The 18,159-nt window shown below is 62.8% G+C and carries 15 protein-coding genes and 2 tRNA genes; 10 read left to right on the top strand and 7 right to left on the bottom strand.

Going from position 1 to position 18,159, the window contains the following annotated elements:
- Positions 1-33 precede the first annotated feature (33 nt).
- The gene (locus KDW95_RS15955) at positions 34-1,329 is read right to left on the bottom strand and encodes an imelysin family protein (RefSeq protein WP_255852809.1); all 1,296 of its coding nucleotides are present in this window, start codon (positions 1,327-1,329) and stop codon (positions 34-36) included.
- A gap of 205 nt (positions 1,330-1,534) precedes the next feature.
- On the bottom strand, positions 1,535-2,080 hold the full coding sequence (locus KDW95_RS15950) for a gamma carbonic anhydrase family protein (RefSeq protein WP_255852808.1): 546 nt from the start codon (positions 2,078-2,080) through the stop codon (positions 1,535-1,537).
- A gap of 101 nt (positions 2,081-2,181) precedes the next feature.
- On the opposite strand from KDW95_RS15950, the gene prlC reads away from it, so the two are divergent.
- Genes prlC through KDW95_RS15935 form a run of 3 tightly spaced genes read left to right on the top strand, consistent with a single transcriptional unit; the run spans position 2,182 to position 5,095 of the window.
- Positions 2,182-4,206 (top strand): oligopeptidase A, encoded by a 2,025-nt coding sequence (prlC, locus tag KDW95_RS15945; RefSeq protein ID WP_255852807.1) that lies wholly within the window; start codon positions 2,182-2,184, stop codon positions 4,204-4,206.
- 29 nt (positions 4,207-4,235) lie between these two features.
- Entirely contained in the window at positions 4,236-4,493 is a 258-nt protein-coding gene (locus tag KDW95_RS15940; RefSeq protein ID WP_255852806.1) for a YheV family putative zinc ribbon protein, read from the top strand.
- A complete protein-coding gene (locus tag KDW95_RS15935; protein ID WP_255852805.1) occupies positions 4,490-5,095 on the top strand; it encodes a DNA-3-methyladenine glycosylase I in 606 nt (201 codons plus the stop codon). The genes KDW95_RS15940 and KDW95_RS15935 overlap by 4 nt, the downstream gene beginning before the upstream one ends.
- 15 nt (positions 5,096-5,110) lie before the next feature.
- Here the strand turns inward: KDW95_RS15935 and KDW95_RS15930 are convergent, their stop codons facing one another.
- Genes KDW95_RS15930 through KDW95_RS15910 form a run of 5 tightly spaced genes read right to left on the bottom strand, consistent with a single transcriptional unit; the run spans position 5,111 to position 9,629 of the window.
- Positions 5,111-6,211, bottom strand: coding sequence for a PQQ-dependent sugar dehydrogenase (locus tag KDW95_RS15930; RefSeq protein ID WP_255852804.1), 1,101 nt, complete (start codon positions 6,209-6,211; stop codon positions 5,111-5,113).
- On the bottom strand, positions 6,211-7,551 hold the full coding sequence (locus KDW95_RS15925; RefSeq protein ID WP_255852803.1) for an MATE family efflux transporter: 1,341 nt from the start codon (positions 7,549-7,551) through the stop codon (positions 6,211-6,213). The genes KDW95_RS15930 and KDW95_RS15925 overlap by 1 nt, the downstream gene beginning before the upstream one ends.
- A complete protein-coding gene (znuB, locus tag KDW95_RS15920; protein ID WP_255852802.1) occupies positions 7,551-8,351 on the bottom strand; it encodes a zinc ABC transporter permease subunit ZnuB in 801 nt (266 codons plus the stop codon). Before znuB ends, KDW95_RS15925 begins: the two co-directional genes overlap by 1 nt.
- Positions 8,344-9,132, bottom strand: coding sequence for a zinc ABC transporter ATP-binding protein ZnuC (gene znuC / locus KDW95_RS15915; RefSeq protein WP_255852801.1), 789 nt, complete (start codon positions 9,130-9,132; stop codon positions 8,344-8,346). Before znuC ends, znuB begins: the two co-directional genes overlap by 8 nt.
- Positions 9,129-9,629, bottom strand: coding sequence for a Fur family transcriptional regulator (locus KDW95_RS15910; RefSeq protein ID WP_255852800.1), 501 nt, complete (start codon positions 9,627-9,629; stop codon positions 9,129-9,131). The genes znuC and KDW95_RS15910 overlap by 4 nt, the downstream gene beginning before the upstream one ends.
- A 66-nt stretch (positions 9,630-9,695) precedes the next feature.
- Here KDW95_RS15910 and znuA point away from each other — a divergent pair, with 66 nt between their 5' ends.
- The 7 genes from znuA to KDW95_RS15875 all read left to right on the top strand — a co-directional run bounded on the left by znuA (position 9,696) and on the right by KDW95_RS15875 (position 18,148).
- Positions 9,696-10,709 carry a zinc ABC transporter substrate-binding protein ZnuA gene (gene znuA, locus KDW95_RS15905; RefSeq protein ID WP_255852799.1) on the top strand — a complete coding sequence of 338 codons (1,014 nt, stop codon included), beginning with the start codon at positions 9,696-9,698 and terminating at the stop codon, positions 10,707-10,709.
- Between the two features lie 65 nt (positions 10,710-10,774).
- Positions 10,775-10,861: transfer RNA gene (locus tag KDW95_RS15900), tRNA-Leu, on the top strand.
- A gap of 106 nt (positions 10,862-10,967) precedes the next feature.
- A tRNA-Leu gene (locus tag KDW95_RS15895) sits at positions 10,968-11,054 on the top strand.
- Between the two features lie 237 nt (positions 11,055-11,291).
- The gene (locus tag KDW95_RS15890; protein WP_255852798.1) at positions 11,292-12,221 is read left to right on the top strand and encodes a LysR family transcriptional regulator; all 930 of its coding nucleotides are present in this window, start codon (positions 11,292-11,294) and stop codon (positions 12,219-12,221) included.
- A gap of 142 nt (positions 12,222-12,363) precedes the next feature.
- Entirely contained in the window at positions 12,364-13,803 is a 1,440-nt protein-coding gene (locus tag KDW95_RS15885) for an efflux transporter outer membrane subunit (protein WP_255852797.1), read from the top strand.
- Positions 13,800-15,020, top strand: coding sequence for an efflux RND transporter periplasmic adaptor subunit (locus KDW95_RS15880; protein WP_255852796.1), 1,221 nt, complete (start codon positions 13,800-13,802; stop codon positions 15,018-15,020). Before KDW95_RS15885 ends, KDW95_RS15880 begins: the two co-directional genes overlap by 4 nt.
- Positions 15,017-18,148, top strand: coding sequence for an efflux RND transporter permease subunit (locus KDW95_RS15875; RefSeq protein ID WP_255852795.1), 3,132 nt, complete (start codon positions 15,017-15,019; stop codon positions 18,146-18,148). The genes KDW95_RS15880 and KDW95_RS15875 overlap by 4 nt, the downstream gene beginning before the upstream one ends.
- Positions 18,149-18,159 lie beyond the last annotated feature (11 nt).

Here is an 18,159-nt window from a genome sequence, read left to right as displayed (position 1 = left end):
ATACCCGGGCAGAGTCGAGCAGGAGTGCGAGTCTTACTGGGTCTGCACGGCGCCGGGGTTGTCCAGGCTGTCGGAGCCCTCGACGCTGACCTGCCCCAGTTCCAGGCGGGCGATGACGTCCTCGGTCACCTTGGTCTGTGCCACCAGTGCATCGACAAAGGCCTGGATACGGGCGCCACCGGCGGTATTGCCCGGTGCGATCATCACGTCGTAGGGCTCGCCCGCCGCGGCCGAATCCACCAGTACCTGGGCCGCCTGCTGCGTCTGCTCCAGATGCTGGCGCAGGTTCTGGTCCAGTGCCGGGTCAGCGCTGGCCACCATTGCTGCCAGCGACGGACCCTCCATCAGGCTGCCATCAATCCGGCTGTACTTGCCCAGATAGACGTTCTGGATACCCTTGGCATCGTAGTAGTGCGACCAGTGGGTGTTGTCCGAGAAGCAGTCGTGTTCCTCTTCCGGGTCATGCAGCATCAGGCCAAGCTTGGTGCGCTCGCCCGCCAGTTCGCCGTAGGCCAGGCTGCCCATGCCGGTGGTGATGGTGGCAAGGCCTTCGGTGACCGGCTTGTCGGTCAGTGCGGTTCGAGCGGCGCCATCGGCTTCCCAGTTGGCAACCATCTCTTCCAGGTCCTGCACCAGCAGTGCGCTGGCAGCACGCAGGTAGTCGCCGCGGCGTTCGCAGTTGCCGCCGGTGCAGTTATCAATATCGTAATCCGTCGCGGGCCTGTTGCCGGCACCGGGTTCCATGCCGTTCAGGTCCTGGCCCCAGAGCAAAAACTCGATGGCGTGGTAGCCGGTGGCGACATTGGATTCGACACCGTCAATTTCATGCAGCTGGGTGGACAGCAGTTCGGGTGTGATCTCGCTGGCATCCAGCGTCTGGCCACCAATCTCAAGGCTCGGGTTGGCGATGATGTTGGCGGTGTAGAAGGGGTTCTCGTCGGATTCGGCGCCGTAGCTGTCGGCGGCGACGTAGTCGATCAGGCCTTCGTCCAGCGGCCAGGCGTTCACGCGGCCTTCCCAGTCATCGACGATGGGATTGCCGAAACGAAAGGCTTCGGACTGCTGGTAGGGGACGCGAGCGGCGATCCAGGCGCTGCGGGCGGCCTGCAGTGTCGTGTCGTTCGGGGTACTGATCAGGGCTTCAACGGCGCTGTGCAGTTCGCGGGCGCGGGTCAGGGAGTCGCCAAAAATGGCCAGGGCGAGGTCGGCATAGTGGGTAACAACGGCCTGTGAATCCACAGCGGTGGTCGTCTCTGCGGCCAGCGCTGGCGTGGCGGTGCCCAGCATACAGGTCATCGATAGAGACATCAGGGTGCGATTGAAAGGCATGGTGCTTGTTCCCGGCTCAGCGAATGAGCATTAAATGCTAAGCGTAATAAGAACTATTATCAACTGCATTTTTGGGGGGCGATCGGTGGCTACCCGAGTGTATGTAGCCCTCCGTAACAGCCGGACTGCAGCCCTGTGCTTTGGAAACCCGAGGCCTGCGCTGCCCGCACCTGTCAGCACGGGACAGCGACTTCTGGTTGTCGCCTCAGTCCTGTGCCCAGCTTTCCTGCAGGTGCTGATCCTTGAGGCGGACATAGTTGCCGGCCGAATAGGTGAAGAAAGCCAGCTCCTTCTCGGTCAGTGGCCGTACCTGTTTGGCCGGGCGGCCCACATAGAGGTAGCCGCTGTGCAGTGTCTTGCCCGGCGGCACCAGGCTGCCGGCGCCGAGCACGACCTCATCTTCAATGACAGCGCCATCCATCACCATGGAGCCCATGCCGATGAGGATGCGGTTGCCGATGCTGCAGCCGTGCAGCATGGCCTGGTGACCGACGGTGACATCGTCGCCGATCAGCAGTGCAAAACCGTCGGGGTTGAAGGGGCCCGCGTGGGTGATATGCAGCACCGAGCCGTCCTGAATACTGCTGCGCGCGCCGATGCGGATCTGGTGCATGTCGCCCCGCACCACCACCAGCGGCCAGATGGAGCTGTCATCGCCGATAGTAACGTCACCCAGCACGACGGCGCTGGGGTCGACAAAGACCTTCTGGCCCAGTTGCGGGGTTTTTCCCTGGTAGCTGCGAATCTTCATGGAGTCTGCCTGTCGAATGCCTGTTGAAATCCTGTGCCGATCCCCCATTGTATAGAGGTGATTCCGTTTTGGCCCCCGCCCCGCCCTGGAGATTCGATCGAATGAGCAACCCGCTGCTGCAGCAAACCGAACTGCCGACGTTCAGTGCCATCAAGCCGGAAAACGTGGAGCCGGCGATTGACGAGTTGCTCGGCCGCAACCGCGCTGCTATCGAAACCCTGTGCCGGGATGCCGCGGCGCCGGACTGGAACAGCCTGGTGGCGCCGCTGGAACAGCTCAATGATGAGCTGTCCTGTGCCTGGTCGCCTGTGTCCCACATGAACTCCGTCGTCAACGCTGATGCCTTGCGCCAGGCCTACAATGCCTGCCTGCCCAAGCTGTCGCAGTACTGGACCGAGCAGGGCCAGAACCAGCAACTGTTCGAAGCCTTCAGCCATCTGGCAGAGCACGACCAGTCGCTGGATGGCCCGCAGCGCAAGGTGGTGGACAACGCCCTGCGGGATTTCCGTCTCAGCGGTATCGCCCTGGCCCCCGAAGGCCAGCAGCGTTATGCCGAACTGCAGCAGCAGCTGTCTCTGCTGACCACCCGTTTCTCCGAAAACGTGCTGGACGCCACCAACGCCTGGAGCCTGCTGGTAACCGATGAGGCCCGCCTGGCAGGGCTGCCCGATATGGCGCTGGCCGGTGCACGCCAGAGCGCCGCCGGCCGGGAGCAGGAAGGCTGGCTGCTGACACTGGATTTCCCGTCCTACTTTGCCGTGATCACCCACGCCGATGATCGCGAGCTGCGCCGCGAGCTGTACCACGCCTACATGACCCGGGCCTCGGAGCTCGGTGCCGATGCCAAGTGGGACAACAGCAAGCTGATCAACGATATTCTGGCGCTGCGCCACGAGTTGGCCCAGTTACTGGACTTTGGCAACTACGCCGAATACTCCATCGCCACCAAGATGGCGGAATCCACCGACCAGGTGGTGGATTTCCTGCAGGATCTGGCGACCCGTGCCCGCCCGGCGGCACAGCAGGAATACCGCGAACTGTGCGATTTCGCCCGCGAGCAGCATGGCCTGGACAGCCTGCAGGCCTGGGATGTGCCTTACTACAGCGAAAAGCTCAAGCAGGCCCGCTACGAAGTGTCCCAGGAAGCGCTGCGGCCCTATTTCCCGATGCCCAAAGTACTGAACGGCCTGTTCCAGGTCGCCGGCCGGCTGTTTGATATCCAGATTGAAGAGGTCGCCGAGTTTGATCGCTGGCACCAGGATGCGCGCCTGTTCAATGTGCTGCGCAATGGCGAGCGCCTGGCCAGTTTCTACCTGGACCCCTACGCCCGTGAAAACAAGCGCGGTGGCGCCTGGATGGATACTTGCCGCATTCGCCGCCGCCTGCCCGACGGCGCCCTGCAGTTGCCGGTGGCGTACCTGGTGTGCAACTTCACGCCTGCCGTGGGCGCGGACCCTGCCCTGCTGACCCACAACGAGGTCACTACCCTGTTTCACGAGTTCGGTCATGGCCTGCACCACATGCTGACGCAAATTGAATGCGCCGATGTCAGCGGTATCAACGGTGTGGCCTGGGATGCGGTGGAGCTGCCGAGCCAGTTCATGGAAAACTGGTGCTGGGAGCCCGAAGCCCTGGCACTGATATCCGGTCACTACCAGAGCGGGGACGTGCTGCCAAAGGCCCTGCTCGACAAGATGCTGGCGGCGAAAAATTTCCAGTCCGCCATGTTCATGGTGCGCCAGCTGGAGTTTTCGCTGTTCGATTTCCAGCTGCACCGTGATTTTGAACCCGGTGTTACCGACGTGCAGCAACTGCTGGATACCGTGCGCGCCGAAGTGTCGGTGGTACCGCTGCCGGACTTCAACCGCTTTCAGCACAGCTTCAGTCATATCTTTGCCGGTGGCTATGCGGCGGGCTACTACAGCTACAAGTGGGCCGAGGTTCTGTCGGCCGATGCCTTTTCCCGCTTCGAGGAAGAGGGTATCTTCAGCGCCCGGGCCGGCAAGGATTTTTGCAGCAACATTCTGGAAATGGGCGGTTCCCGCGAACCGATGGAGCTGTTTGTGGCCTTTCGGGGGCGCGAACCCAGCGTTGATGCACTGCTGCGTCATGCCGGCATTGCCTAACCTAAGTGTCACCAAGCGGGCTGAAAACCATGACTGTTATAAAACGTTTTATCGCTGGCGCGGTTTGCCCGCGTTGTGGCGAGATGGACTGCGTGCGCATGTACCGGGACGAGGCGCGCGAGTATCGCGAATGCGTGCGCTGTGATTTCGAAGACACCCAGCGCCTGGACGGCACGCCGGAACCGCAGGAGCTCGAAACAAGGGTTAACCAGGCCAAGCCCGTACTCGATGCCGGTGAGCGGCCGATCCGTTTCGTACCCAATCCGGCCAAGGGCGACGACAAGTGAGTGCAACCGGCACGGCGCCACGCTGTGCCTGGGCGCTGCACAGCGCGCTGGAAATTGACTATCACGACACCGAATGGGGCCGGCCGCAGACGGATGACCGGATCCTGTTCGAGTTTTTGCTGCTGGAAGGCGCCCAGGCGGGCCTGAGCTGGCGTACGGTGCTGGAAAAGCGTGAGGGTTATCGCCGTCATTTCCTGGGCTTCGATCCTCGCCGGGTGGCGGCGTTCGGAGCCACCGAGATCGAGGCCATGCTGGCGGACCCCGGTGTGATTCGGCACCGGGGCAAGCTTGAAAGCGCGGTGGACAATGCGCGCGTTTTTCTGGAGCTGCAGGCAAAACACGGCAGCTTTGCCCGCTACCTGTGGCAGTTCACCGACGGCAAGCCGTTGCAGGGCCAGCGTGAAAGCATGGGGCAGATTCCCGCCCAGACGCCTGAGTCACAGCGCATGTCCAGGGAGCTGAAACGCCAGGGCATGCGCTTTGTCGGCCCGACCATCTGTTATGCCTACATGCAGGCGGTGGGCCTGGTGAATGATCACCTGCTGAGCTGCCCGTGCCACGGGGACTGTGCCACGGCGGGCGAGCGCTTTACCCTGCCCTGATAGCTGCGTTTTGCTTCAGCGCCGAGCGCTGACCCGGTAAATGGCACCGGCCTGATCGTCGGAAATCAGCAGGCTGCCGTCCCGGTCCACCAGTACATCCACCGGGCGCCCCCAGGCGTTCTGTCCCTGCAGAAAGCCGGTCACAAACGGCTTGTAACTGGTCACCCTGCCGTTTTCGGTTTGCAGCTTCATGACCCGGTAGCCGGATTTCTGGCTGCGGTTCCAGGAGCCGTGCTGGGCGACAAACAGCGTATTTACGCTGGTTTTGGGCAACTGGTCACCCTGGTAAAAGGTCATGCCCAGGGCCGCCACATGGGCCCCCAGGCCCAGCACCGGCGCGACAAAGTCGTTGGTTTCGGCGGTGGCGGCATAGACCGGGTCCGGTACGGGCCGGCCTTTGTGATCGCTGTGAAAAAACGGGAAACCAAAGTGCTGGCCGGGTTCCGTCAGGCGGTTCAGTTCGTCGTCCGGCAGGTCATCCCCCAGGAGGTCACGGCCGTTGTCGGTGAACCAGAGCTGGCCGCTGACCGGGTGCCAGTCCATGCCCACGCTGTTGCGCACGCCCTGGGCCACGATCTCGATGCGCCCGGAACGGGGGTTGATACGGCTGATGGTGGCGAACAACGGGTTGTCCGGCAGGCAGACATTGCAGGGCGCACCGACATTGAAGTACAGCCAGCCATCGGGCCCGGCGGCAAGGTACTTGGCGCCATGGTGCCTGTTGCGCGGCAGCTGATCGGTGATGAGCTGGCGCGCCGGAATGTCCGGCAGGCGCTGCTCGATGGCGGGGTAGCGCCAGATGCGGTTCACCTCGGCGACGTACAGGTCCCCCTGGTGCACGGCCACGCCATTGGGAATCGACAATCCCGCGCCAATGGCAAAACGCTGGTCGTAGCGGCCATCACCGTCAGTGTCGCGCAGTGCCGTGATGCTATCGTCTTCGCGGTTGCCGACAAAGAGCGTGCCGCCCTCCCCCAGTGCCAGCTGCCTCGCGCCCGCCACCTCGGCGGCCAGGGTGATTTCATGGCCACCGGGGACCTGGAGCAGCTTCAGTGGAAGTTCGGCCTGGGCGGACAGGACCGGCAGCAAGCCTGCGAGCAGCAACCATTTACGCATCAGGATAACCAGAGCTCCTTTTTGCACAGTGTCCGGTAAACATAGCCGCCAGTGATCGCCCGGGCCAGAAACAAGCCCATGAAGGCAAACCAGAGTCCCTGGTTGCCGAACCCCTGCAACAGCCACCAGAGGGGCAGATAGACGCCGATCACCGAGATGATCATGGTGTTCTGCATCGCCCGCACCTGGGTGGTACCGATAAAGATGCCGTCCAGCAGGTAGCTCCAGACCCCCACCAGCGGCAGCACGATAATCCACGGCAGGAAATCGACGGCCAGCGCCCGTACCGGCTCGATATCCGTCAGGATGCGGATAATATGCTCCCCCGCCAGCCAGAACAGCAGGCTGAACGCCAGCGCCGTCAGCAACGACCAGATCAGCGCCGTGAGCACCGTATCGTAGAAGCGATCCAGCCGGCGCTGGCCGATGGCGCGCCCGGCCAGGGCCTCGGTGGCATGGGCGAAGCCATCCAGACCGTGGGATATCAGCAGCAGGAAGTTCAGCAGCACGGCATTGGCTGACAGCGTCAGGGTGCCCATGCGGGCGCCCTGGCTGGTGAAAAAGGCAAACGACAGCAATAGCAGCAGGGTGCGCACAAAGAGGTAGCGATTGACCATCAGTAGCTCGATGTAATCCGGCAGGTTCCACAGGCTCTGCTGGTTGAGCTGGCCCGAGGTTCGCCTCAGGATGCGCTTGCTGAGGTAAAGGCCGAGCCCGAGTGACAGGTACTCCGAGCAGACGGTGGCCAGCGCCACGCCATCGGCGTGCATGCCAAGGCCATAGACCGCCAGAATATCCAGCAACATGTTGCTGACGTTGGTCACCAGTAACAGTACCAGGGGAATGCGGGTGTTCTGGTTACCCAGAAACCAGCCCAGCAGGGCGTAATTGCACAGCACGGCCGGGGCGCCGAAGATACGAATCCAGGCGTAGCGCTCGGCCTCGGCGGTCACCAGGTCCCCTGCGTCCATCAGCGACAGTGCGATGGCCACCAGCGGTCGGTGCAGCACCAGCAGCAGCAGGCCAAGGGCCGTTCCCAGCACCAGGGAGCGGGCCAGCAACAGCCGAACCTGGGCGCCGTCCTCGCGTCCCTGCGCCTGGGCGGTCAGCCCGGTGGTTCCCATGCGCAGAAACCCAAAGGCCCAGTACAGGGTGGTGAATATCATGCTGCCCACCGCCACGGCGCCCAGGTAATGGCTCTCGGGCAGGTGGCCGATAACGGCGGTGTCCACCAGGCCCAGCAGGGGCACGGTGATATTGCTCAGTATCATTGGCCAGGCCAGCTGCCAGATACGCCGGTGGTCGGATCCTGCAGGCCAGCGCAGGCGGTACTGTCCCATCAGGTGCGGGCTGCGCGCTGGCCCAGCGGCAGGCCGTACAGCAGCAAAAATTCGGCCAGGGCCGCGACCACCACCGAGGGGCCAGCCGGGGTGTCCCAGCGCCAGGAAGCGGCCAGGCCCGCTGTGACCGCCAGGCAGCCCAGCACTGCGGCCAGGCAGGCCATCTGTTCCGGTGTGCGGGACAGGCGCCTTGCCGCTGCTGCCGGGATGATCAGCAAGGATGTAATCAGCAGAATGCCGACGATCTTCATGGCGGCGGCAATCACCACGGCGATCAGCAGCATCAGGGTGAGGCGCAGCCGTGCCACCGGAATGCCTTCGACCTGGGCCAGTTCTTCATTGATGGTGATGGCCAGCAGGCCGTCCCACAGGCGCCACAGCAGCAGCAAAACCAGGGCGCCGCCGCCGTAAATCCAGTAGAGATCCTGCACGGTAATGGCCAGCAGGTCGCCGAACAGGTAGGCCAGCAGGTCAACCCGCACGTTGTCCAGCAGGGCGATGGCGACGAGTCCCAGGGACAGGGTACTGTGGGCCATGATGCCAAGCAGTGTATCGGTCGCCACCAGGCGCTGGCGTTGCAAGGACACCAGCAGCAGCGCCAGCAGCACGCAGCTGACCACCACCGCCAGGTTCATGTTGATCTGGAAAACGAATCCCAGTGCCACGCCCAGCAGTGCGGAATGTGCCAGGGTGTCGCCGAAGTAGGCCATGCGGCGCCAGACCACGAATGAGCCCAGGGGGCCGGCGATAAGGGCAACGCCCAGGCCGCCGACCAGGGCGAAGAGCAGAAAGTCATCCATGGGTTTCTTCCTGTTTTACCGCGACACTGGCCGGCTTGATGACATCGCCGTGGGCATTGTGCACATGGTTGTGGTGGTGGCTGTAGAGCGCCAGACTCTCGGCGCCCGGGACGCCGAACATCTCGATAAAGGTCGGGTCGTTGCTCACCTGTTCGGGGTGGCCGGAGCAGCACACGTGGCGGTTCATGCAGACCACATGGTCGGTGGAGGACATCACCAGGTGCAGATCGTGGGAAATCATCAGCACGCCGCAGCCTCGCTGATCACGAATGCGGGCGATCAGCTTGTACAGCTCGATCTGGCCGTTGATGTCCACGCCCTGTACCGGTTCGTCCAGCACCAGCAGTGTCGGGTCCTGCAGCAGTGCCCGCGCCAGCAGTACGCGCTGGGTCTCGCCGCCGGACAGGCTGTGGATCGACTGCTTCAGCAGCTTGAGCGCGCCGACATCGGCCAGCGCCTTTTCCAGCGAGGCGTTGTCGCGGCTGCGGGCGGTTTGCAGGAAGCGCTCCACGGTCAGCGGAAACGTCTGGTCGATGTGCAGCTTTTGCGGCATGTAGCCAATGCGCAGATCCGGCTCGCGCCACACGGTGCCGCCACCGGGCTTGATGAGCCCGAGCACCACCCGCACCAGGGTGGTCTTGCCTGCGCCGTTGGGGCCGATCAGGGTGGTGATGCAGTTGCGGTGCAGCTCCATCGAGATGTTCTGCAGCACATGGTTACGCCCGAAACGCACGTTGATGCCTTCGAGCCTGGCCAGGTGCTGGTGTGCGTGCGTACTCATTCGGGCTCTCGCTGTGCAGTGTTCTGGCAGTTGGGGCAGAGGCCGACAACTTCAACGGTTTCCTGTTCGATGCTAAAGCCCAGGTGGGCGGCACTGCTGTGAATGGCATTCTGTACCGGCGCGGATTCCAGTTCGACCGTGCTGCTGCAGGCGCGGCAGATCAGAAAGCAGCCCTGGTGCGACGGGCCCGGGTGTGGACAGCCGATAAAGGCGTTGAGGGAGGCGATACGGTGCACCAGTCCCTGGGTCTGCAGAAAATCCAGTGCGCGATAGACTGTTGGCGGCGCCGAGTTGAATCCTGCGTCGGCCAGGGCCGGCAGCAGCTCGTAGGCGCCGAGCGGCTTGTGGCTCTGCCAGATCAGCTGCAGCACCAGTTCGCGGATGGGCGTCAGGCGCTGTTTGCGTTCACTGCACAGGGCACGGGCTGTTTTCAGGGCATCGTGGATACAGCGCGCATGATTGTGTTCGGGCTGAAACGATAAAGGTTGCTTGCTCATGGTTTCGCACTGATTATGTTTTGTTATAGTGTAACTCAAATTATCCTCTGATGGACCCGCGAACCCATGTCGTTGCGTAAGATTTTACTGTATTCCGGACTTTTTCTGCCGCTGCTATCCGCGCCTGCTCAGGCCCTGCAGGTGGTGGCCAGCGTCAAGCCGCTGCAGCTGCTCAGTGCTGCCCTGCTGGATGGCATCAGCGAACCTGGTCTGCTGGTGCCGACCGATGCGTCGGTGCACAACTATGTGCTGAAACCGTCGGACATGCGTGGTCTGGTGGCGGCCGACCTGGTGATCTGGGTGGGGCCGGAGCTGGAGCTGTTTCTGGGCAAGGCGCTGCAGAAAACCGATGCGCGCCTATTGCAGCTCGGCACGGCGGATGCTGCGGTGCCGGCTGCAGAATCCGACCACGACCACGACCACGACCACGATCACGATCACGATGATACCGCCGGGCACGATGATACCGCCGGTCACGACGACCATGAGGGGCATGACGAGCACGCTGATCATGACGAGCACGGTGATCAGGGCGAAGAATCCGAACACGCCCACAATCATGGTGAGGATGCCCATCTGTGGATGGATCCGCAGCTGATGCTGGCCGGTGCGCAGCGTCTGCAGCATATGCTGACGGAGATAGCGCCGGAGCATGGCGACCGGCTTGCGGCCAACTATGCCCGCTTTGCCGCGTCACTGCAGGCGCAGGATGACAGGTTGCAACAGCAGCTCGCGCCCCTGGCCGATCGCGGCTTTTTTGTGTTCCACGATGCCTATGGGCATTTTGTCGGCCACTATGGCCTGAAGCAGCTGGGGTACTTTACCGTCGACCCGTCCCGTCCCCCCGGTGCCCGTCACCTGAGCGACATTCGTCGGCAGCTTGAGGCGAACGATGCGGTCTGTGTATTCAGTGAGCCGCAGTTTCGTGCCAACGTGGTCAATAGCGTCACTCAGGGTACCGGTGTGCGTCATGGCGAACTCGACCCGCTGGCGAGGGATTTCGCGCCGGGCCCGGACGCCTATGTTGACTACCTTTCGAGCCTGGCCAAGTCCTTTGTGGACTGTTTGGCCGAAGAATAAAAAATATTTCACCTGAGGGCTTCACAAGGCAAAAAACCGTCTATATAATTCGCCCCACTTTCGTCGCAGATGTGGTGGAATTGGTAGACACGCTAGCTTCAGGTGCTAGTGCTCGAAAGGGCGTGGGAGTTCGAGTCTCCCCATCTGCACCACTTCAGAGTCAGTCTTTGAGTGGTGCAGCCTGCGAACCACGAGAGTAAACAAGGCGTTACGCAAGACCGTACAAAGAGTGTGCTCTCGATAAAAAGCACAACCGATGCAGATGTGGTGGAATTGGTAGACACGCTAGCTTCAGGTGCTAGTGCTCGAAAGGGCGTGGGAGTTCGAGTCTCCCCATCTGCACCACTTATACCGGGGTAACTTTCGGTAAGTGGTGCAGAACTTCGGTTATATCCTTGGCGTTACCGCTTTAAAATCCCTCCGTGTTATCCTCCTTTCGTTGTTTGTTTTTTGTTATTCGTTATTCGTTATCTTGCCCCTTGCCCCTTGCCTTAGCTGTGCTTTATTTCTTTCCTGCCTATAAGTTATCCGGTAGATTTTTGCGCTATTGTTTCTGTTAACTTATGGCTTAGCGTTAATTACATGAATACAAAGCAGCTCAATGCCTTTCGGACCATCATGCAGACCGGCTCGATGAGTGATGCGGCGCGGCGGCTTGAAGTGTCGCAACCGGCCATCTCGCGCCTGATTCGGGACCTGGAGCAGGATCTGGGTTTCAGTCTGTTCGAGCGGCGCAACAGCCGGGTCTATGCCACCGCGGCGGCGCGGGCTTTTTCCCGCCAGGTGCAGTTTCACTTCAGCGGCCTTGAACGTCTGGCGCAGTCGGCGGACCAGATTCGCCAGATGAAAAGCGGCAGCCTGCGTATTGGCGCCATTCCTGCGCTGGCCCAGACGGTGCTGCCCGGCATTATCGCGGGCTTTCGCCGGGGGCGGGACGATCTGGCGATCAGCCTGGGTGCCCATGAAACCGACGAATTGCTGCCCCGGGTTGCCGGCCATCAGTTCGACATTGCGCTGGTGGAGTTGCCGGCCGATACCGCGATGGTTCGGTCGGGGCCGGCCTACCGCGCCGAGCGGGTCTGTATTGCGCCTGCGGGCCATGCCTTTGCGGGCACTGGCACCGTGCGTGTCGAGGACCTCGAGCGCGAACCCTTTATTGCGGTGGGCAGTGCCGACTCCCTCTGGTATCAGCGCACAGAGCGGCTGCTGCGGGACTGCCTGGTGCGCCCCGATGAGGTGCTGAGCGTGGAGCGCCCGGCACTGGCGCCGGCGCTGGTACAGGAGGGGGTGGGTGTGGCCTTGGTCGACCCGTTCAGTTCCCGGCTGCTGTCGCCAGAGCATGGCCTGGTTAGGCCCTTTGAGCCGGCGTTGCCCTACTGTATCGGCTTTGTGCAGCCTCTGGGCCATGAACAAAGCTCGCTGGAGCAGGCTTTTATCGACAGTTTCGAAGCCGGTGTCGCGCGCTCGGTGACTCTGCAGCCAATCGAACCTGAAGACGCGCATGTGGTCTGAAAAGCGGGCTGCACCGGTCCGGTACGGGAAACTCCGAGATTTGTGCGTATGCGTAAAGAAAGGTTAAGCGCACTGCGTCCCTGTGCAGAATCCCTTATGCTAACGAGACTGTTACCCCTTGCTTGCAGGAGATCCGGCGCGCGTGATCAAGTTCAGCCTCCCCTTGTTGTACCCCGGTCTGCTGGCGCTGCTGCTGACCGGCTGCAGCAGCAGTGCCCTGCGCACCGATGCACCACCACAGGGGCTGCCGGAGCAATGGCAGAGCACCGATACAGAAAGTACTGAACCCGCCCCCGGCTGGCTGCATGCGCTGAACGATCCAGTCCTGGAAGCCCTGGTCACGGAAGCTTTGAGCGCCAGCTATGGCCTGGCCGAGCAGCGTGCGCTGGTGCGCCAGGCCGAGCAGAGTCTGGTGGTGGCCGCCGCGCCGCTTTATCCCGAGCTGCAACTCGAGCTGGATGCTGCGCGCTCGGGGCAAGGCAGCGGCAATGCCGCGTCCCAGTTCGATGCCGGCCTGAACCTGGGCTGGGAGCTGGATGTCTGGGGCAAGCTGAGTGATAGCGCGCGCCAGGCCAGCCTGACCCTGGCGGCCCGCCAGGCGGACTTGGCGTCGGCGCGGCTGGGGCTGGTCAGCGACCTGGCTGCGGCCTGGTTCGAGTTGCAGGCGGTGGAGCAGCGCCAGGCATTGTTCAGCCGGCGCCTGAGCAACCTTGAGCAGAACCTGGAAATCATCGAGTCCGGTTATCGGCTGGGGCTTGGCAGTGCGCTGGATGTCTATCTGGCGCGCAATGATGTCCAGAGTGAGCAGGCCCGGGTTGAGGCACAGCGCCAGTTACGCATCGAGGCGGTGCAGGCTCTGCAGCTATTGCTGGGGCGCTATCCCGATGGTCGCTGGCAGGCACTCAGTGGCCTGCCGGTACTGGATGCGCCGCTGCCCGCTGGCGTGCCGGGCACCCTGCTGCGCCGCCGGCCGGACCTGACGTCAGCCTGGATGGAGTTGCTGGCCGCCGATGCCGCCCGCGCCCTTGCGCACAAGCAGCGCTTTCCGGCACTGACGATCAGCGCCGCCCTGGGGGACAGCGCCAGCCGTCTGCCGGAGCTGCTCAGCGGCAGCCTGGCCTGGTCGCTGGCCGGTGGCCTCACGCAGCCACTGTTTAACGCCGGTCGGCTCAAGGCCGGTGAGGCCCAGGCCCAGGCACGGGTTGAGCAGCTCGAGCAGCAATACCTGGGGCAGGTCTTCAGTGCCTTTGCCGAGGTTGAAGCCGCCCTGAGCCGTGCCAGTGCCTTGCAGCAGCAATATGAGCAGTACCTGCAGGCCGAACGCAATGCACTGCTGGCCGAGGAGCTGGCCTTCGCCCAGTACCGCCGCGGGCTGGTGGAATACAGTACGGTCCTGGAGGCCCAGCGTCGCTCGCTTGATGCCCAGACCACGGTCATCGGGCTGCGCGCCGACCTGCTGACCAACCGTGTAGCACTGTACCGTGCCCTGGGCGGGGACTTCGCATCGACCGCGCCTGAATCCCCCGCTGCCGTGCAGCCCTCTCTTTCGTCCGCAAACCTATCTGGCGATCAAGACGCATGATCAGAAAACTTTTACCCGTTGCCGTGCTGGCGGCCTTCGTGGCCGTTGCCGCCCTGATAATGTTCAACCGGCCCGAAGCGAGTCGCAACAGCAGTCCGCCGGTGCCCAGCGTGCGGGTTGACGTCCAGGTGCTGCAACCCAGGGATTACCAGGTTCAGCTGCAAAGCTACGGTACCGTGCGTCCGCGCACGCAGAGCACCCTGCTACCGCAGGTCAGTGGCGAGGTGCTGGAGATCGGACCGAATTTCCGCGAAGGCGGCTTTTTCGAGCCGGGGGACCTGCTGTTGCGCATCGATGCGCGGGACTACGCCGCGGCCCTGGCGACGGCCCAGGCGAACCAGGCCGAGGCCGAGCAGTTGTTGCAGGAAGAGCAGGCGCAGGCGCAACAGGCGCTGCAGGACTGGAAACGCCTGGGCAATACCGAAGCCCCACCGGCGCTGGTCTCGCGACAGCCCCAGCTGGCTGCTGCAAAAGCCAGCCTGAAATCGGCGCAGGCTGCTGTTGCACAGGCGCAGTTGAACCTGGATCGCACCCGCATCGTGGCGCCCTTTGCCGGGCGGGTCCTGTCCAAGTCGGTGGATGTCGGGCAGCTGGTCAGCAGCGGTACCACCCTGGCGGAGATTTATGCCATTGACTACGTCGAGGTGCGCCTGCCGCTGAAAAACCGGGACCTGGAATTCATGCGTCTGCCGGAGGCCTACCGCTTTGACAGTGCGCCCCGGCAGGCACTGCCGGCGGTGTCGTTGCATTCCACCCTGGCGGGCAGCCAGCGCTGGCAGGGACAGGTGGTGCGCACCGAAGGTGCCATCGATACCAGCAGCCAGCAGCTGCATGTAGTGGCGGTCATTGACGATCCTTACGGGCTCAAGGCCGAGGGACGCCAGCCACTGAAGATCAATCAGTACGTCAGCGCAGAGATCGAAGGCCGGCTGTTACCCGGAGTCCTGGTGATTCCCAACAGCACCCTCTACCAGGGCAGCTATGTCTACCTGGTTGATGAGGGCTTGCTGCGGCGCCAGGAGGTCGAGGTGCTGTGGCAGAACGATACCGACGCGCTGGTGGGCGCGGGGCTCAAGGCAGGAGACATGCTGGTGACCACGGCGCTGGGCCAGGTGAGCAGCGGTACCCGCGTGCAGCTGCAGCAGGACCCGGCGGATGCCGGCTCCGGGGCCGGTGCACGCAAGGGCGACGCTCAGCGCCAGGGTGGTGGATCATGATTGCCTGGTTTGCCCGCAACCACGTGGCCGCCAACCTGCTGATGGCGTGCATTCTGTTTGGCGGCATCATGTCGTTGAGCAACCGTATTCCTCTGGAGGTATTTCCCTCCTTTGAGGCCGATGTGGTGAGCGTATCGGTGTCGTTGCGCGGCGCCACACCGGAGGATGTGGAACAGGGCGTAACGGTGCGCATTGAGGAGGCCGTGCAGGACCTGGAGGGCATCGAGAAGATCAGCAGCCGTTCCCAGGAGGGGTCGGCCGCCATCGATATCGAGATCGACAGCGATTACGATCCGCGCGAACTGCTGGCGGATATCAAGTCCCGGGTCGACGGCATCAATACCTTGCCAACCGAAGCAGACCGGCCGGTGATCAGCCTGGCCCAGCGGCGGCGTGGGGTGATGTCGGTAACGGTGTCGGGGGATTTTTCCGAACGCGAAATCAAGCAGTATGCCGAGCGGGTGCGGGATGACCTGTCACGTCTGCCCGAGGTGACCCAGGTCGACCTGGATGCGGTGCGCGACTATGAAATTTCGGTGGAACTGACCCAGGACCGGTTACGCGAGTATGGCCTGACACTGGCGGATATTTCCGCCGCTATCGACGGCGGCTCCATCGACCTGTCGGCCGGCAACCTGCGCACCGATGGCGGCGATATCCTGCTGCGCTCCAAGGGGCAGGCGTATCAGCAGGACGAATTCGAGCGCCTGGTGATCAAGACCAATCCGGATGGCAGCATTATCCGGCTGGGCGATGTGGCGCGAGTGAATGACGGCTTCGAAGAAATTCCGCTGCGCACCCGCTTCAACGGCCAGCAGGCGGCGCTGATCGAGGTTTACCGGGTTGGCAACCAGAGTGCCATTGGCGTGGCGGATGCGGTGAAGGATTACATCGCCCGGCAGCAGTCAGCCTTGCCCGAGGGGATGACCCTGAGCTTCTGGGACGACGACTCCGAGGTGGTGAAAAAGCGCCTGAATACGCTGCTTTCCAATGCCCTGCAGGGCGGCATCCTGGTACTCCTGTTGCTGACGCTGTTTCTGCGACCGTCCATCGCCTTTTGGGTGTTCCTCGGTATCCCGATCAGCTTTATGGGGGCTTTTCTGCTGCTGCCGGTGTTTGGTATCAGCCTGAATATCATGAGCCTGTTCGGCTTTATCCTGGTGCTGGGCATCGTGGTGGATGACGCCATTGTCACCGGAGAGAACGTTTACAGCCACATGCGCCGGGCTGAAAGCAGCCTGCTCGCCGCCATTCGCGGTACCGAGGAAGTGGCCATACCGGTGACCTTTGGCGTGTTGACCACGGTGGCGGCCTTTTTGCCGCTGGCGTTTATTGAAGGGGGCCGGGGCGTGTTCTTTGCGCAGATTCCGGCGGTGGTGATTCCGGTACTGCTATTTTCCCTGATCGAATCCAAGTTTGTGCTGCCCTCGCACCTCAAGCATATCCGCCTGCGTCAGCACTCGGCGGGCCAGTCTCGCCTGGAACGCTGGCAGCAGAGCTTTGCCGATGGTTTCGAGCGTGCGGTACTGCAGTATTACCGGCCGCTGCTCAAGCAGTGCCTGCGTCACCGCTACATGACCCTGGCGCTGTTTGGCGGCATCCTGATTCTGATCCTCAGCATGATACTCAGTGGCTGGACGCGCTTCGTGTTTTTCCCGCGCATCCAGAGCGAAACGGCACGGGCGTCACTGACACTGCCCAGTGGCACACCGTTCGAGGTGACCGACCGCTACATAGTGCGCATGGTGGATGCGGCCCGCGCGCTGAAGGACAAGTACCGCGACCCGGTGTCCGGCCAGAGCCTGGTGCTGAACATACTGGCCACCACCGGGTCTGCCGGCGGCAGCTCCCACACCGGGGCCGTGCGCTTTGAAATCCTGTCACCGGAGGAGCGCTCCGTTGATATCACCAGCTCGGAGCTGGTGCGCGAGTGGCGCAACGCCGTGGGACAGATACCGGGAGCGGAATCGCTCACCTACAGGGCCGAATTTGGCCGCGTCAGTGATCCGATCGATATTCAGCTCAGCGGCCAGGACCTGCGCCGGCTGTCCGAGGTGGCCGACCAGGTCAAGGCACGCCTGGCCACCTACCCGACCCTGTTCGATATCGTCGACAACCTGTCGGACGGCAAGGAGGAAATCCGGCTGGAGCTGACGCCCCAGGGCGAAGCCCTGGGCCTGACCCGCTCGCAGCTGATCAGCCAGGTACGCCAGGCGTTTTTCGGTATCGAGGTGCAACGGGTGCAGCGCGGGCGTGACGATGTGCGGGTCATGGTGCGGCTGCCGGAGTCCGAGCGCCAGTCGGTGGCCAGCCTGCAGGGCATGCTGATCAGGCTCGACGACGGCAGTGCGGTGCCGCTGTCCCATGTGGCGGCGCTCAAACCCGACAAGAGTCCCACGGCGATCTATCGCATCGACCGCTTTCGCACCGTCAGCGTGACGGCGGACCTGGACAAGGTCGCCACCAACATGACGGTGCTGACCCAGGATATGCGCAGCTTCCTGGATGACCTGATGCTGCAGTACCCGGGGGTGTCCTACAGCCTGGAGGGCGAAGCCCGGGAGCAGCAGGAATCCTTCGGCTCGCTGCAGCTGGGACTGGCCTTCGTGCTGTTCGTGATCTACAGCCTGCTGGCGATCCCGTTCCGCTCCTATCTGCAGCCGCTGATCGTGATGTCGGTGATCCCTTTTGGCGCCATCGGCGCGGTGATCGGCCACTGGATCATGGGCATGGACCTGACCATCATGAGCATGATGGGGCTCATGGCCCTGATTGGCGTGGTGGTCAACGACAGCCTGGTGCTGGTGGACTTCATCAACAAGCGGCGCGCCATCGCCAATGGTAGCGAACGGGCCCTGTTGCGTTCGGTGCTGGCCGCAGGCAGCTCGCGTTTTCGCCCGGTGCTGCTGACCTCCCTGACCACCTTCTTCGGGCTTATGCCGCTGCTGTTTGAGCAGTCGACCCAGGCACAGTTCCTGATTCCCATGGCCGTGTCGCTGGGCTTTGGCATCCTGTTCGCCACCTTTATCACGCTGCTGATGGTGCCGGTGAATTACATGGTGCTGGAGGACCTGCGCCGCTGGTGGCGCGGGTCGCCGGCCGAGCTCAAGCCCGAAGAGGCTGTCTGATCGGCGCACAG

Source organism: Marinobacterium rhizophilum (genome assembly GCF_024397915.1).
GTDB lineage: Bacteria > Pseudomonadota > Gammaproteobacteria > Pseudomonadales > Balneatricaceae > Marinobacterium_A > Marinobacterium_A rhizophilum_A.
Note: the sequence above shows the minus strand (reverse complement) of the source record. Positions and strands in the feature narration are given on the sequence as shown.

Bases quoted from the DNA above. Each gene is read 5' to 3' on its own strand.
- KDW95_RS15955 (WP_255852809.1), bottom strand. From the start codon at position 1,329: ATGCCTTTCAATCGCACCCTGATGTCTCTATCGATGACCTGTATGCTG.
- KDW95_RS15950 (WP_255852808.1), bottom strand. From the start codon at position 2,080: ATGAAGATTCGCAGCTACCAGGGAAAAACCCCGCAACTGGGCCAGAAG.
- prlC (WP_255852807.1), top strand. From the start codon at position 2,182: ATGAGCAACCCGCTGCTGCAGCAAACCGAACTGCCGACGTTCAGTGCC.
- KDW95_RS15940 (WP_255852806.1), top strand. From the start codon at position 4,236: ATGACTGTTATAAAACGTTTTATCGCTGGCGCGGTTTGCCCGCGTTGT.
- KDW95_RS15930 (WP_255852804.1), bottom strand. From the start codon at position 6,211: ATGCGTAAATGGTTGCTGCTCGCAGGCTTGCTGCCGGTCCTGTCCGCC.
- KDW95_RS15925 (WP_255852803.1), bottom strand. From the start codon at position 7,551: ATGGGACAGTACCGCCTGCGCTGGCCTGCAGGATCCGACCACCGGCGT.
- znuB (WP_255852802.1), bottom strand. From the start codon at position 8,351: ATGGATGACTTTCTGCTCTTCGCCCTGGTCGGCGGCCTGGGCGTTGCC.
- znuC (WP_255852801.1), bottom strand. From the start codon at position 9,132: ATGAGTACGCACGCACACCAGCACCTGGCCAGGCTCGAAGGCATCAAC.
- KDW95_RS15910 (WP_255852800.1), bottom strand. From the start codon at position 9,629: ATGAGCAAGCAACCTTTATCGTTTCAGCCCGAACACAATCATGCGCGC.
- znuA (WP_255852799.1), top strand. From the start codon at position 9,696: ATGTCGTTGCGTAAGATTTTACTGTATTCCGGACTTTTTCTGCCGCTG.
- KDW95_RS15890 (WP_255852798.1), top strand. From the start codon at position 11,292: ATGAATACAAAGCAGCTCAATGCCTTTCGGACCATCATGCAGACCGGC.
- KDW95_RS15880 (WP_255852796.1), top strand. From the start codon at position 13,800: ATGATCAGAAAACTTTTACCCGTTGCCGTGCTGGCGGCCTTCGTGGCC.
- KDW95_RS15875 (WP_255852795.1), top strand. From the start codon at position 15,017: ATGATTGCCTGGTTTGCCCGCAACCACGTGGCCGCCAACCTGCTGATG.